9 protein-coding genes are annotated in these 15,211 nt (G+C 55.2%); 6 read left to right on the top strand and 3 right to left on the bottom strand.

The genetic code is table 11. From position 1 onward, the window contains the following. Window positions 1–15: 15 nt before the first annotated feature. A complete protein-coding gene (gene nfuA / locus ACI2J2_RS21590; RefSeq protein ID WP_012147309.1) occupies window positions 16–591 on the top strand; it encodes a Fe-S biogenesis protein NfuA in 576 nt (191 codons plus the stop codon). A 188-nt stretch (window positions 592–779) separates the two neighbouring features. Here the strand turns inward: nfuA and malQ are convergent, their stop codons facing one another. Both malQ and malP read right to left on the bottom strand, forming a co-directional pair. Continuing rightward, window positions 780–2,870 (bottom strand): 4-alpha-glucanotransferase, encoded by a 2,091-nt coding sequence (malQ, locus tag ACI2J2_RS21585; RefSeq protein ID WP_404760831.1) that lies wholly within the window; start codon window positions 2,868–2,870, stop codon window positions 780–782. Between the two features lie 9 nt (window positions 2,871–2,879). Then, the gene (gene malP / locus ACI2J2_RS21580) at window positions 2,880–5,285 is read right to left on the bottom strand and encodes a maltodextrin phosphorylase (RefSeq protein ID WP_265556043.1); all 2,406 of its coding nucleotides are present in this window, start codon (window positions 5,283–5,285) and stop codon (window positions 2,880–2,882) included. Window positions 5,286–5,827: 542 nt separating this feature from the next. On the opposite strand from malP, the gene malT reads away from it, so the two are divergent. From malT to glpD, 5 genes are all read left to right on the top strand, one after another. Then, entirely contained in the window at window positions 5,828–8,542 is a 2,715-nt protein-coding gene (malT, locus tag ACI2J2_RS21575) for an HTH-type transcriptional regulator MalT (protein ID WP_404760830.1), read from the top strand. Window positions 8,543–8,625: 83 nt separating this feature from the next. Beyond that, the gene (gene glpE, locus ACI2J2_RS21570) at window positions 8,626–8,952 is read left to right on the top strand and encodes a thiosulfate sulfurtransferase GlpE (protein WP_020837374.1); all 327 of its coding nucleotides are present in this window, start codon (window positions 8,626–8,628) and stop codon (window positions 8,950–8,952) included. A gap of 164 nt (window positions 8,953–9,116) precedes the next feature. After that, entirely contained in the window at window positions 9,117–9,953 is an 837-nt protein-coding gene (glpG, locus tag ACI2J2_RS21565) for a rhomboid family intramembrane serine protease GlpG (protein WP_209639186.1), read from the top strand. Between the two features lie 36 nt (window positions 9,954–9,989). After that, a complete protein-coding gene (locus ACI2J2_RS21560; protein WP_020837378.1) occupies window positions 9,990–10,748 on the top strand; it encodes a DeoR/GlpR family transcriptional regulator in 759 nt (252 codons plus the stop codon). A 257-nt stretch (window positions 10,749–11,005) separates the two neighbouring features. Then, on the top strand, window positions 11,006–12,514 hold the full coding sequence (glpD, locus tag ACI2J2_RS21555) for a glycerol-3-phosphate dehydrogenase (RefSeq protein WP_278431632.1): 1,509 nt from the start codon (window positions 11,006–11,008) through the stop codon (window positions 12,512–12,514). A 42-nt stretch (window positions 12,515–12,556) separates the two neighbouring features. Here the strand turns inward: glpD and glgP are convergent, their stop codons facing one another. Next, window positions 12,557–15,004: a glycogen phosphorylase gene (gene glgP, locus ACI2J2_RS21550; protein WP_404760829.1), complete on the bottom strand. Its 2,448-nt coding sequence runs from the start codon at window positions 15,002–15,004 to the stop codon at window positions 12,557–12,559. Window positions 15,005–15,211: the final 207 nt, after the last annotated feature.

The following is a 15,211-nucleotide window of genomic DNA, read 5'->3' as shown; positions in this document are numbered from 1 at the left end:
TAACGAGCTAATGCCATGATTCGTATAACAGATACTGCACAGGAACACTTTGCCAAACTATTGGCAAACCAAGAGGAAGGCACCCAAATCCGCGTATTCGTGATCAATCCGGGTACGCCTACGGCCGAATGCGGTGTCTCTTATTGCCCGCCGGACGCCGTTGAAGCGACAGACACCGAGCTGAAGTTCGAAAAACTGTCTGCCTATATCGACGAGCTGAGCAAACCGTATCTGGACGATGCCGAAATCGACTTCGTCACCGACCAATTGGGCTCCCAGTTAACACTGAAAGCGCCAAACGCCAAAATGCGCAAGGTTGATGACAATGCCCCGCTGATGGAGCGTGTTGAATACGTGCTGCAGTCACAGATTAACCCACAGCTGGCAGGCCACGGCGGCCGCGTGACGCTGATGGAAATCACCGACGACAGCTTGGCTATCCTGCAATTCGGCGGCGGTTGTAACGGGTGTTCCATGGTCGATGTGACCCTGAAGGAAGGCATCGAGAAAGAGCTGCTGCAGAAGTTCCCTGAACTGAAAGGCGTGCGCGATCTGACCGAACACCAGCGCGGCGAGCACTCCTATTACTGATACCCTTTTGACGTGAAGTTGCAGCGTTGTTGGCCAGGTGCGTCCCCCCAGTCACTTACGAAAGTAAGCTCCTGGGGATTGAGGCACTTGCCGCCTGGCTGCAACTCCAATTAATTCGGGTATCCCAACATTAAGGATAAGAATCATAGTGTTCAGATCTCATCTTTAATGCAATCTTGGACCCATGATTAGCCTACCGACACCTTACGCCGCCGCTTGTCCAAATCCTTAAGCAGCCGGTTAACCTGCTGATCGGCAAACATTTCCTCCAAAGTGTGCGTCAGTTTTCGCCGCCAGTTAGGGTATTGATCGCTGGTCCCGGGAATATTGACCGGGTCAGCCATGTCCAACCAATCTTCCGGCTGAAGCCCCAATAACGCGCTGGCGCTGTCGGCAACATAGCGCTGCAAGCCCCGGTTAAGTAATGGGCTCATCTTCAACAATGCCGCCTTTTTACCCACCTTCAGCGGTACACAGCCATAGTGATGCAGCCCGTCCAACAACCCTTGCTTGGCACGTTCGCGATCGGCAAACAGCTCTTTCAAGACCTCGGCATCTGGATACAACCCCAGCGAGTTGCCAAGCTGCAGATCGCCACTTTGCCAATAGCCACGCAGCGTGGGCAGATCGTGCGTGGTGATGGTCGCCATGGCCTGCACAGGATAGGCCTGCGGCGCACGGAAGTGATTCTCACCGTCGCGTTCGAAATACAACACCTTATAGGAATAGACACCGCTGTCGCGCAGCTTGCCCACAATCTCAACCGGTACGGTGCCAAGGTCCTCACCAATCACCATGCAGCGATGGCGCTGGCTTTCCAGCGCCAATACCGCCAGTAAATCATCCACCGGATATTTTACATAGGCACCGTGAACGGCGGTTTCACCATAAGGAATCCACCACAGACGCAGTAGCGCCATCACATGGTCGATACGCAACGCACCACAACTGGTCATATTGGCGCGCAACAGATCGATAAACGGCTGGTAACCGCGCGCTGCCATTACGTGCGGGTCCATCGGTGGCAGGCCCCAGTTTTGTCCCAGTGGCCCCAAAATGTCCGGCGGCGCCCCGACAGAGGCTTTCAGGCAATACAGCTCACGCTCACACCAGGTTTCCGAGCCGCCTTCTGCCACGCCGACCGCCAAATCGCGGTACAAACCAATCGGCATGTGCTGTTGCTGGCTCTGACGAAAACAATCCGCAAACTGGCTGGCAGCCAGCCACTGCAACCACAGGTAGAAGGTTACCTGATCCTGCTGTTGCTGGCAGAACTGCTTAACTGCCGCGCTGTCCCCTTGCTGATAATGTTCCGGCCAGGCAGGCCAACCCCACAGACTCGTGTCTTCTGCGGCAAGATGGGCATGCAACGCGTCAAATGCAGCCTGCTGATACAGGCTGTCACCCCCCTCGATAACAAACTGTTCAAATGCCTGAAGCAGTCCGTCACCGGCTTTACGCGCCTGGAAAAGCGGGAACGCCAACTTCAGCGCCGCCAGCTTCAACTGCGTTACCGTACTGTAATCCACCAGCTTGCTGTTGCGCGCTTGGGCCAGCTTTTTTTGCGTGGCCGGCTTCAGCCACCATTTCTGTGCGGCGTCATTGCGCTGAAAATCCTCTACCGCGTTGACATCGATATAGATCACGTTCAGCCAACGGCGCGATGACGGGCTGTACGGGCTGGCGCTGTCGGGGTTGGCAGGGTACAACGCGTGGATCGGATTCAGCCCGACAAAAGCGCCCCCCCGCTCCCCCACTTGCTCAACCATCTGCCGCAAATCGCCGAAATCGCCAATGCCCCAGTTACGATCGGATCGCAAGGTGTAAAGCTGGACACAGGCCCCCCACAGTTTTTTCCCGGTCAGCAAGGCATCGGGCTCAAAGCAGCGTTTCGGTGCCACAATCAATCGGCACTGCCACTGCTGTTCACCCTGTGTCAGCGTCAGCTGGTGATAACCCGTCGGTAACTCACCTGGCAGGGTAAATGTTTTGCGTGCGCTGGCACGCCCCTGTTGTTGACCGCCGTCCTCGCGCTGTAACGCCCAGAGATATTCGCCACTGCCCGCGAGCGGTAACGCCACCGGCGCTCCTTCATAGAACACCTTCACCGCCGGAAGCGGCGTCATTACCGCTTCCAACGGGGCCGTACCCCGCCCCATTGCGTCTAGCAGTCTACGCTTGGTGTCCTCGTCAATTGCCTGTTGTTTACCATGAGCATTAATATAGTCAGCAGCGATACCCGCCTGAGCAGCCGCCTGATCGATGACCTTGCGATCCATTCACTCTCCTTAACGCTTGGCTTGCCAGATACGCTGCTGGTAGTCGCGGATCGAGCGATCCGAACTGAACATACCGACACGTGCGGTGTTAAGAATAGTACGTCGCGTCCATTCATCACGGTCACGGTAAAGTTCATCTACCTGCTGTTGAGCTTTGCAGTAAGAAGCAAAATCCGCCAGCACCAGATAAGGGTCCCCCCCTTCCAGCAGGCTGTGCAGCATCATGTCGAATGCATGCTTGTCGCCATGACTGAATGCGCCACTCGCCAGTTCGTCCAGGATTGCCTTCAAATGCTTGTCTTTCTTACGGTAACTGAGTGGGTCATAGCCTTTCGCCAGCAGCGCCTTCACCTGATCCACGGTATTGCCGAAGATAAAGATATTGTCTTCACCGACTTGCTCGGCGATTTCCACGTTAGCGCCATCCAGCGTGCCAACCGTCAGCGCACCGTTCAACGCCAGCTTCATATTGCCGGTGCCTGAGGCTTCCTTGCCCGCGGTGGAGATCTGTTCAGAGATATCCGCAGCCGGGATCATCAGTTCAGCAACAGACACGCGGTAGTCAGGAATAAACGCCACTTTCAGCCGATCCTTCACCAGCGGATCGTTATTGATCTTTTCCGCCGCCTGGTTGATCGCGTAAATGATGTTCTTCGCCAAATAGTAGCCCGGAGCCGCCTTGGCACCGAACAGGAACACGCGCGGCACAATATCCAACTGCGGGTTATCACGCAGTTGACGGTACAGCGACAGAATGTGCAGCAGGTTCAGATGCTGGCGTTTATATTCATGCAGGCGTTTGATCTGCACGTCGAAGATGGCGTCCGGGTTCAGCGTCAGCCCCATGACGTCGTGCACGTAGTTAGCCAACACCACTTTGTTATCACGTTTGATCTGCTGATAACGCTGGCGGAACGCCGCATCATCGGCGTATTTCTCCAGCCCTTTCAGCGCGTCGAGATCGTTAGCCCACTCCACCTTCAGCGTTTCATCAATCAGCCCTGACAGCGCCGGGTTACACTGCTTCAGCCAGCGGCGTGGCGTAATGCCGTTAGTGACATTATGGAATTTGTTCGGCCACAGTTGGTGGTATTCCGGGAACAGATCTTTCACCACCAGATCAGAGTGCAACTGCGCCACCCCATTGACCGCAAAACCACTGACGACACACAGGTTAGCCATACGCACCTGTTTATCATGGTGTACCGCCAGCTTGGCCCACACGGCGGCATCGCCCGGCCAGTGTTTATCCACCAGCTTTTTGAAATTGGCGTTGATCTGCTTAATGATGGAGAAATGGCGCGGCAGCAGGCTGCGTACCAATTTCTCATCCCAACATTCCAGCGCTTCAGGCATCAGAGTGTGGTTGGTGTAGGCGAACGTTTTGCTGGTGATTGCCCAGGCCGCATCCCAGTCCAACTGGTGCTCATCCAGCAAAATGCGCAGCATTTCCGGGATGGCGATGGTTGGGTGGGTATCGTTAAGCTGGATCACTTCGAATTTCGGCAGGTCTTCAATCTTGCGGCCCGCCAGATGGTGCTTACGCAGGATATCTGCCACCGAACAGGCGCATTGGAAGTATTGCTGCATCAAGCGCAGACGCTTGCCCGCCTGATGATTATCATTCGGGTACAGCACCTTCGTCAGTTTGGCCGCTTCTACACCCTGTTTCTCCGCCTGCAGGAATTTGCCGTCGTTGAAGTCGCTGAGATCGAATGGATGCTGATGGGTTGCCTGCCACAGACGCAGGGGCTGAGACACGCCATTACGGAAGCCCAGTACCGGCAGATCCCAGGCTTCACCGCGCAGGGTAAACGCCGGGCGCCACAGTTCGCGGCCATCGGCCAGTTTCTCCAGTTTGCCGCCAATGCCGACGTCGACGGATAACGCGGCATTGTGACGGAACCACGGGTAACTTTCCCGTTGCCAGTTATCCGGCGCTTCTTGTTGCTGCCCGCCGCTGAACGACTGACGGAACAGGCCATATTGGTAATTCAGCCCGTAACCGGTGGCCGGTTGCTCTACCGTTGCCATCGAATCCAGGAAACAGGCCGCTAAACGCCCCAGCCCACCATTGCCCAACGCCGGATCGGTTTCTTGCTCCAGCAGATCTGCCAGCTTGATATCCTGTTCCGCCAATGCCTGCTCGACGGTGTCATACCAGCCCAGGTTAATCAGGTTGTTGGCCGTCAAACGGCCAATCAGAAACTCCATCGAAATGTAGTTCACATGGCGTAGCGGCTTACTGCTTTTGCGCGGTGCCGGTTGTGCTGCCAACTGTTCGGCCAATGCGCGGCTTACCGCTTCCCACCATTGGTGCTGGGTCATCTGTTGTGCGGAACTGAGGCCAAACTGTTGCCACTGACGGGTCAGTGCCGCCAGAAAAGCATCCTTTTTAAGCGTAGGCTGTGACATAAGGAAAACTCTCTATCCAGTAAGTGGGTCAAATTACCGTTATCGTGCCGGGGAGAAAGCGTGAAGGCATCATCCCGCTTGAGGATTAGCTGGGGAGGAGGATTGGGGCGTAGCTAAAATTGTGATCTCAGGCACTTTTTGACTCCCTTGCATCATGCAAAAAAGCCCACCGACGAACGCGACGAGCACTGAGAATACGGTGAAAACTTGTTCAATAACGTTAGCATAGTTATTGCAGCGTCTGTAGTGTCGCACACACCCGGAAATGCTTTCCTGCACCTGCGTCACCAAACCGCGCCACTGCACTGCGATTCGGCAAGGAATTGCCTGCAAACGTAAAAAAGTGTGATCAATAGCAATATAACTCCAAGCCAATGCTGAACCTTGTTGCAATACGTTTAACGTTGTCAGAACTTAGGAGGGGGATTAATTACGAGCCATAAAATAATTAACCCCCTCAGATCCCGGCAGGCGTAGTGATGACATAAACGCCATCGGGCAAGCCTCGGCGGCGGGCACCGCGATTTTCACTCTGGAATACTATGCTGATCCCATCGAAACTGAGCCGTCCGGTACGGCTGCAAAATACCGTGATCCGCGATCGCCTGTTGGCCAAATTAGCCAGCACGGCCAACTATCGCCTGACATTGGTCAATTGCCCTGCGGGATACGGGAAAACGACGCTGGTCGCACAGTGGGCGGCCGGCAAGTCAGATTTAGGCTGGTATTCGCTGGATGAAAGCGACAACCAACCCGAGCGCTTCGCCAGCTACCTGATCGCAGCGTTGCAGCACGCCAGCGGTGGCCACTGTGTGAAGAGCGAGGCACTAAGCCAAAAGCATCAGTACGCCAGTTTGTCAGCGCTGTTCGCCCAGGTGTTTATTGAACTTTCTGATTGGCATCACCCCCTATACCTGGTGATTGACGACTACCACCTGATCACCAACGACGTCATCCACGAAGCCATGCGCTTCTTCCTGCGCCATCAACCAGAAAACCTGACGCTGATCCTGCTTTCGCGCACCCTGCCACCGCTCGGCATCGCCAACTTGCGCGTGCGCGATCAGTTATTGGAGATGGGCACGCAGCAATTGGCATTCACCCATCATGAAGCCAAGCAGTTCTTCGACTGCCGTCTGGTTGCCCCCATGGAACAGCAAGACAGCAGCCGCCTGTGTGATGAGGTCGAAGGCTGGGCCACTGCGCTGCAGCTGATTGCGCTGTCCGCACGGCAATCCACCTCTTCCGCACAGCAATCGGCCAAACGCCTGGCCGGGCTGAACGCCAGCCATCTGTCCGATTATCTTGTGGACGAAGTCCTGGATCACGTTGATGCCGATGCGCGTGCCTTCTTACTGCGTTGTTCGGTACTGCGCTCGATGAATGATGCGCTGATTGTGCGTCTGACCGGCGAAGACAACGGCCAGCAACGGTTAGAAGAGCTGGAGCGCCAGGGGCTGTTTATCCACCGCATGGACGATAGCGGTGAGTGGTTCTGCTTTCACCCTTTGTTCGCCACCTTCCTGCGTCAACGCTGCCAATGGGAGCTGGCGTTGGAATTACCGGGCCTGCACCGCGCCGCTGCCGAAGGTTGGCTGGCGCTGGGCTACCCGGCGGAGGCGATTCATCATGCACTGGCAGCCAGTGATGTCAGCATGCTGCGTGATATTCTGCTGCAACACGCATGGTCACTGTTCCACCACAGTGAATTGGCCCTGTTGGAAGAGTGTTTGAATGCACTGCCCTATGAGCGCTTGATCCAAAATCCTAAACTGGCGCTGCTGCAGGCCTGGTTAGCACAAAGCCAGCACCGCTATATCGAAGTGAACACGCTGCTGGAACGCGCAGAGCAAGCAATGCGCGAACAAAAAATTGACGTCGATCGCACCCTGCATGCCGAATTTGACGCCCTGCGTGCACAGGTCGCCATCAACGCAGGTAAGCCGGAAGAGGCCGAACGCTTGGCCACTGAAGCGCTGAAGTTCTTGCCGCTTTCCAGCTATTACAGCCGCATCGTCGCGACCTCGGTGACCGGCGAAGTCCATCATTGCAAGGGTGAGTTGGCCCGTGCGCTGCCGATGATGCAACAAACGGAACAAATGGCTCGGCGCCATCAGGCTTACCACTACGCACTGTGGGCGCTGTTGCAGCAAAGCGAGATCCTGATTGCTCAAGGTTTCCTGCAGGCCGCTTATGAAACACAGGACAAAGCCTTTGAACTGGTACGTGAACAGCATCTGGAACAGTTACCGATGCATGAGTTCCTGTTGCGCATTCGCGCGCAGATCCTGTGGTCATGGGCACGCCTGGACGAAGCGGAAGATGCCGCTCGCGAAGGCCTAAAAATCCTGGCGAACTACCAGCCTCAGCAACAGTTGCAGTGTATCGCCATGCTGGCCAAGTGTTCGCTGGCGCGTGGCGATCTGGATAATGCCAATGCGCATATGCAACGGTGCGAAGTGCTGCTGCACGGCACCCAATACCACCGCGACTGGCTCACCAACGCGGACAAACCACGCGTGATCCACTGGCAGATGACCGGCGATACTGCCGCTGCGGCTCAATGGCTGCGCCAGACGGAAAAACCCGGTATGGCGGATAACCACTTTATGCAGGGCCAGTGGCGTAATATCGCGCGGGTGCAAATCATGCTGGGTCAGTATGAAGAAGCCGAAGTGGTGCTGGATGAACTCAACGAAAATGCCCGCCGCCTGCGGCTGGTCAGCGATTTAAACCGTAACCTGTTGCTCAGCAACCAGCTTTATTGGCAGATGGAGCGCAAAAGCGACGCGCAAAAGGTCCTGATGGAAGCTCTGTCATTGGCCAGCCGCACCGGCTTTATCAGCCACTTCGTCATTGAAGGCGAAGCGATGGCGCAGCAACTACGCCAACTGATCCAACTCAATACGCTGCCGGAGTTGGAAAACCATCGCGCCCAGCGTATTCTGCGCGACATCAACCAGCATCATCGGCATAAGTTCGCGCATTTTGACGAGAATTTCGTCGATAAACTGCTGACCCATCCGCAGGTACCCGAACTGATCCGCACCAGCCCGCTGACGCAGCGTGAATGGCAGGTGTTGGGGCTGATTTATTCCGGTTACAGCAACGACCAAATCGCTGGCGAGCTGGACGTGGCGGCCACCACCATCAAAACCCATATCCGCAATCTGTACCAGAAGCTGGGCGTGGCCCATCGTCAAGAGGCGGTGCAACAGGCGCAGCAACTGCTGAAGATGATGGGCTACGGTGCCTAAAAACCACATTAATGCTCTGGTCTTAATTGCCGCGAAATTGACTACAATGGCGGCATATTCATATTACGAGGCAGTCCGAAGTCATGGAACAGTTTGAAGCGATCAACGTTGAGCAGGCGCACAGCCGTTGGAAAGATGACAGCGCCGCCCTGGTCGACATCCGCGATCCGCAAAGTTTTGAAGCCGGGCACACGCCAGGCGCCTTTCACCTTACTAACGCCAGCCTGCAAACCTTCATGCAGCAGAACGACTTCGATCGTCCGGTGATGGTGATGTGCTATCACGGCAACAGCAGCCGCAGCGCGGCGCAATATCTGCTGCATCAAGGGTTCGATGCGGTGTACAGCATCGACGGCGGCTTTGAAGCCTGGGCTCGTCAGTATCCGCAGGACGTTGAAACCTCTGCCTAATTTCTTCCCGCCGTCGGCGGGGTTCTTTCTCGCGTCGTTAGTGCGTGTTTTTGCTGGTTTTACGCAGATCCGTTGCCTGTGCTCAGGATTTCGACGGTATAATCAGCCGTCAACGCCGCCGGGGTAAACCGACGGCTAAAATCATCTCATTAAACGGAATACCTATGGTTCGAGTTATCGCCGTCTCCAATCCCCGCCTGGCGCAGGCCTTTGTCGATTACATGGCGACACAACACATTGAGCTTAGGGTGCACAATACTGACGAAGCGGCAGAAATCTGGCTGGCTGACGACAGCCATCTGGAGCAAGTACAGCACGAACTCCAGCAGTTCCTGGTCGATCCGCTCAATAGTCGCTATCGGGCGGCCAGTTGGCAGGCCGGAAGTACCAACGCCGAACTCCACTATCAGGGCTATTCCTATCTGCAAACGCTGTACAGCAAAGCCGGGCCACTGACGTTGAGTGTGATGGTGCTGTGCATTGCGGTGTATATCCTGATGCAAATACTGGGTGACGACACCGTGATGTACTGGCTGTCCTGGCCACAAGACAGCAGCCAATACCTGCAATTGTGGCGCTGGGTCAGCCACGCCTTCCTGCATTTCTCACTGCTGCATATTACCTTTAACCTGATGTGGTGGTGGTATCTCGGTGGTCCGATGGAAAAACGTCTCGGTGCCGGCAAACTGTTCGTACTGGCGGTGGTTTCGGCCTTCTTCAGCGGCTGGGCGCAGTCGCTGTTCAGCGGAGCCCTGTTCGGTGGCCTGTCCGGCGTGGTCTACGCGTTGATGGGTTACTGCTGGCTCAGCGGGGAGCGGGCACCGGAACGTGGCCTGATGCTGCCGCGCGGCCTGATGGTGTTTTCCGTTCTGTGGCTGGTGGCCGGGTATTTCGATATTTTAGGAATGTCGATCGCTAACGCGGCACACGTTGCCGGTTTAGTGTTAGGGTTATTGATGGCATTTTGGGACACGCGTCATCGCGCGCACAACGAACAATAACAGCCAGGTACAAGCCGGGCGTTTTAGGGGATTACCGTGAAGCAAACACAGCGTCATGACGCAATTATCGAGCTGGTGCGCCTGCAAGGTTATGTCAGTACGGAAGAACTGGTCGAACATTTTGACGTCAGCCCGCAAACGATTCGCCGTGACTTGAATGACCTGGCCGATCAAAACAAAATCCAGCGTCACCACGGTGGTGCGGCGTTGCCTTCCAGCTCAGTTAACGCCGCCTATAACGATCGCAAGGTGATGTGGTCGGAACAGAAAGCGCGTATCGCCCAACGCGTCGCCAGTCAAATCCCTGACGGCGCCACGCTGTTTATCGACATCGGCACGACCCCGGAAGCCGTGGCTCATGCGCTGATGAATCACAAGAACCTGCGCGTGGTAACCAATAACCTGAACGTCGCCACCCTGCTGACCGCCAAAGAAGATTTCCGTCTGATCCTGGCTGGCGGTGAAGTACGTACGCGTGATGGGGGCATCATGGGCGAAGCCACGCTGGATTTTATCTCTCAATTCCGTCTCGATTACGGCATTCTGGGCATCAGCGGCATCGATATGGATGGCTCACTGCTTGAATTCGACTATCACGAAGTGCGCACCAAACGCGCAATTATCGAAAACTCGCGCTGCGTCATGCTGGTGACCGACCACTCCAAATTCGGCCGTAATGCCATGGTTAACCTCGGCAATATGAACCTGATCGACTACCTGTTTACCGATCAACTGCCGCCGCCAAGCGTGATGAAAATCATCGAACAGTACGATGTGCAGCTGGAGTTGTGCTGAGTCTTTTACCGTTCATTTAACCCCACTCCGCCCCGCCAGACCTGCCGTTATAGACAGGGTTCAGCCTGCTGAACCCTGCAGTTCCAGAACGAAAAATACCCCTTCACTTTGTATAACTACCATCATCAAACTGTTACCTCTATCACGCCTAAATGTTTTTGTTTGGTTAAGTCTTGGCTTGTTTGTTGGTTTTTGATTACAATCATGAGCGAAAACGAACATGAAAGAGCTATTTCGAACATCTGGAGGAAGTTGACGTGGAAACCAAAGACTTGATCGTTATCGGTGGCGGCATCAACGGTGCCGGCATCGCGGCGGATGCTGCCGGGCGCGGCCTGTCCGTTCTGCTGCTGGAAGCGCAAGACTTGGCCTGTGCTACGTCTTCCGCCAGTTCCAAACTGATCCACGGTGGCCTGCGCTACCTGGAGCATTACGAATTCCGTCTGGTGAGCGAGGCGCTGGCCGAACGTGAAGTGCTGTTAAAACTGGCACCACATATTGCCTTCCCAATGCGCTTCCGCCTGCCGCATCAGCCTCACCTGCGTCCAGCCTGGATGATCCGCATCGGTCTGTTCCTGTACGATCACCTGGGTAAACGCACCAGCCTGCCAGGCAGCAAGGGGTTGCGCTTTGGACCAGAATCGGTGCTGAAGCCAGAATTGAAGCGCGGTTTCGAATATTCTGACTGCTGGGTCGACGATGCTCGCCTGGTGGTACTCAACGCCCAGGAAGTCGAAAAACGTGGCGGTGAAGTCCGTACCCGTACCAAGGTGACCCGCGCATGGCGTGAAAACGGGCTGTGGATGGTGGAAGCGGTTGACGTCGACAGCGGTAAAACCTTCACCTGGCGTGCCAAGGGCCTGGTGAATGCCACTGGCCCATGGGTGAAACACTTCTTCGATGATGGCCTGAAGCTGAAATCCCCTTACGGTATCCGCTTGATCAAAGGCAGTCACATCGTGGTACCGCGTGTGCATGACCAGCCGCAGTCCTATATTCTGCAGAACGAAGACCACCGTATCGTCTTTGTCATCCCATGGAACGATGAGTTCTCCATCATCGGTACCACTGACGTGGAATATCATGGCGATCCAAAAGACGTGAAGATCGACGATAACGAAATCAACTATCTGCTGAAAGTGTATAACGACCACTTTAAGAAGCAGTTGGGCCGTGACGATATTGTCTGGACCTACTCCGGCGTGCGCCCGCTGTGTGATGACGAGTCAGACTCGCCACAGGCCGTTACCCGTGACTACACGCTGGACGTGCATGACGAACAAGGTAAAGCCCCACTGCTGTCCGTGTTCGGTGGCAAGCTGACGACCTACCGCAAGCTGGCAGAGCATGCGATGGAAAAACTGGCACACTACTACCCTGGCTGCGGCCCGGCATGGACCAAAAACGGTTCACTGCCAGGTGGCGACATCGGTGGCGATCGCGACAGCTACGCGGCGAAACTGCGTCGTGAACACAGCTGGTTACCTGAGTCATTGGCTCGCCGCTATGCACGCACCTACGGCAGCCACAGCGAGCTGATTTTGGCCGATGCCAAAAGCCTCAGCGATCTGGGGGAAGAATTCGGCCACGGCTTGTACGAAGCTGAACTGCGCTACCTGATCGACAAAGAGTGGGTGGTGGAATTGGAAGATGCTATCTGGCGTCGTACCAAATTAGGTATGTGGTTGGATGAAGCACAGCAGGCACGGGTCAAAACCTGGCTGGCGGAACACGCGAAAGCGAAAACGCTGTCTCTGGCATCGTAAATCGCTAAACGTAAAAAGGGCCGGATATCCGGCCCTTTTGCATTACAGCTTGATGGGTTTGATGTTCCAGATTTCGTCTGCGTATTCCTGAATGGTACGGTCGGACGAGAAGTAGCCCATATTGGCAATATTCAATATCGCTCGCCGCGTCCAGTCATCCTGATTGCGATACACCTCATCCACCTTATCCTGCGTATCGACATAGCTGCGATAATCGGCCAGCAGTTGGTAGTGATCGCCCAGGTTCACCAGCGAATCAAACAGATTACTGTAGCGCTTTGGCTCTTCCGGGCTGAAAGCCCCGGTGGCAATCTGGGTCAACGCCTGATGCAACTCGGGATCCTGCTCATAATAAAGATGCGGGTTGTAACCGTTGCGTCGCAGCTCATCGACCTGCTCGGCGGTGTTGCCGAAGATAAAGATATTCTCCTCACCCACGTGCTCCAGCATCTCGACATTGGCACCGTCCAGCGTACCTATGGTCAGCGCACCATTGAGAGCGAACTTCATATTACTGGTGCCTGACGCCTCGGTGCCCGCCAGCGAGATCTGTTCAGAAAGATCCGCCGCCGGAATGATCATCTGCGCCAAACTGACACCGTAATTCGGGATAAACACCACTTTCAGTTGGGTATGCACCCGCGGATCGTTGTTGATCACCTTGGCCACGTCGTTGATCAGGCGGATGATCTGTTTGGCGGCGTAATAAGCCGACGCCGCCTTACCGGCAAAGATCACTACCCTCGGTACCCGTTCAGTTTCCGGATCCTCCAGCAGCCGGTTATACAGCGTGATCACATGCAACACGTTGAGCAGTTGCCGTTTGTATTCGTGAATACGCTTAATCTGTACATCGAATAACGCATCTGGGTTGACCACCACATTCAGCGTTTTGGCGATGTAAGTCGCCAGTCGCTCCTTGTTCTTTCGCTTGGCAGCCTGCACCGCCTGCAAGAAGCTCGGGTAATCAACATTCGCCTTGATCTCACTCAGCTGGCTGAGATCGGTGCGCCAGGTCTGGCCAATGCTGTCATCCAGCACGGCGGACAGCGGCGGGTTAGCCAACCCAAGCCAACGGCGTGGCGTTACCCCATTGGTTTTATTGCAGAAGCGATCGGGGAAGATACGGGCGAAGTCGGCAAACAGTGACTGCACCATCAGTTCGGAATGCAGCGCGGACACACCGTTAACCTTATGGCTGGCCACCACCGCCAGCCAGGCCATGCGCACCCGGCGGCCATTGGTTTCATCAATGATCGACACGCGTGCCAGTAATTCATTGTCGTCCGGTATCACCTCCTGCACGTGTTTAAGGAAGTGATCGTTGATCTCGAAAATCAGCTGCAGGTGACGCGGCAAAATCCGGCCGATCATATCCAGCGGCCAGGTTTCCAGCGCTTCGCTCATCAGCGTGTGGTTGGTATAGGAGAATACCTGCTCCACCACCGCCCAGGCATCAAGCCAGCTAAATTTATGCTCGTCGATTAACCGGTGCATCAGTTCCGGGATAGACAACACCGGGTGAGTGTCATTCAGGTGAATGGCAATCTTATCGACCAGGTTATCGAAGGTTTTGTGCATCAACCAGTGGCGGTTGAGAATATCCTGCACCGTGGCCGACACCAGGAAATACTCCTGTCGCAGGCGAAGCTCGCGCCCGGAAGAGGTTGAGTCGTCCGGGTACAGTACGCGTGATACGTTTTCCGAGTGGTTTTTATCCTCCACCGCCGCAAAGTAATCGCCCTGATTAAATTTGCCCAGGTTGATTTCATTACTGGCCTGCGCACTCCACAGCCGCAGGGTGTTGGTAGCATCGGTATCAAAACCGGGGATTACCTGATCGTAAGCGGTAGCAATGATCTCTTCGGTTTCCACCCACCGCGCCTTGGCACCCTCTTGTTGGATCCGACCGCCAAAACGCACCTTATAACGGGTATTATGGCGTGGGAATTCCCATGGATTACCGTATTCCAGCCAATAGTCTGGCGATTCCATTTGCTGGCCATTGACGATATTTTGTTTGAACATCCCATATTCATAGCGAATGCCGTAGCCACGCCCCGGCAATGCCAACGTTGCCAGCGAATCAAGAAAACACGCGGCCAGACGCCCCAGCCCACCGTTGCCCAGACCCGGATCGTTCTCTTCCTCCAGCAAGTCACTCAGACTCAGCCCCATCTCATTGAGTGCATCGTCGATATCCTGATAAATTCCCATCGACAGCAGGGCATTGGACAACGTGCGGCCAATCAGAAATTCCATCGACAGGTAATACACCTGACGCACATCCTGTGAAAGTTGTGCACGGTTAGAGCGTAACCAACGTTCCACCATGCGGTCGCGCACCGCGAACAGCACGGCGTTCAGCCAATCATGCTGGTTGGCGATAGCCGGGTCCTTGCCGACAATAAACATCAACTTATAAGCGATGGAGTGTTTCAGCGCTTCAACACTGACCGTGGGTGAGGTGTAACTAATCGGTGAAGTCATAGCTTTTCGATCCCAAGTTCGTGACTGCCCGTCGCCTTTCAAACCACAGCCGTGTTACCTGCACTCAGTTACGTGGCCCATCCGTGGGCCACACCCCTTAAGGGGCCGCTGCAAGCAGCGTTCAAATCTGTTCCCGACAGATTTGACACCCCAGTGACTGACTAAAGTAAGTATCTGGGGATGAGTAAGCTGGCCACCTGGCTGCAA

It is taken from the genome of Serratia sp. NPDC087055, assembly GCF_044900985.1.
Lineage (GTDB): Bacteria > Pseudomonadota > Gammaproteobacteria > Enterobacterales > Enterobacteriaceae > Serratia.
The sequence above is the reverse complement of the archived record's forward strand: the minus strand, read 5'-3'. Positions and strand labels throughout refer to the sequence as shown.

Coding starts and splice junctions, on each gene's coding strand:
- nfuA (WP_012147309.1), top strand. CDS start 16: ATGATTCGTATAACAGATACTGCACAGGAACACTTTGCCAAACTATTG.
- malQ (WP_404760831.1), bottom strand. CDS start 2,870: ATGGATCGCAAGGTCATCGATCAGGCGGCTGCTCAGGCGGGTATCGCT.
- malP (WP_265556043.1), bottom strand. CDS start 5,285: ATGTCACAGCCTACGCTTAAAAAGGATGCTTTTCTGGCGGCACTGACC.
- malT (WP_404760830.1), top strand. CDS start 5,828: ATGCTGATCCCATCGAAACTGAGCCGTCCGGTACGGCTGCAAAATACC.
- glpE (WP_020837374.1), top strand. CDS start 8,626: ATGGAACAGTTTGAAGCGATCAACGTTGAGCAGGCGCACAGCCGTTGG.
- glpG (WP_209639186.1), top strand. CDS start 9,117: ATGGTTCGAGTTATCGCCGTCTCCAATCCCCGCCTGGCGCAGGCCTTT.
- glgP (WP_404760829.1), bottom strand. CDS start 15,004: ATGACTTCACCGATTAGTTACACCTCACCCACGGTCAGTGTTGAAGCG.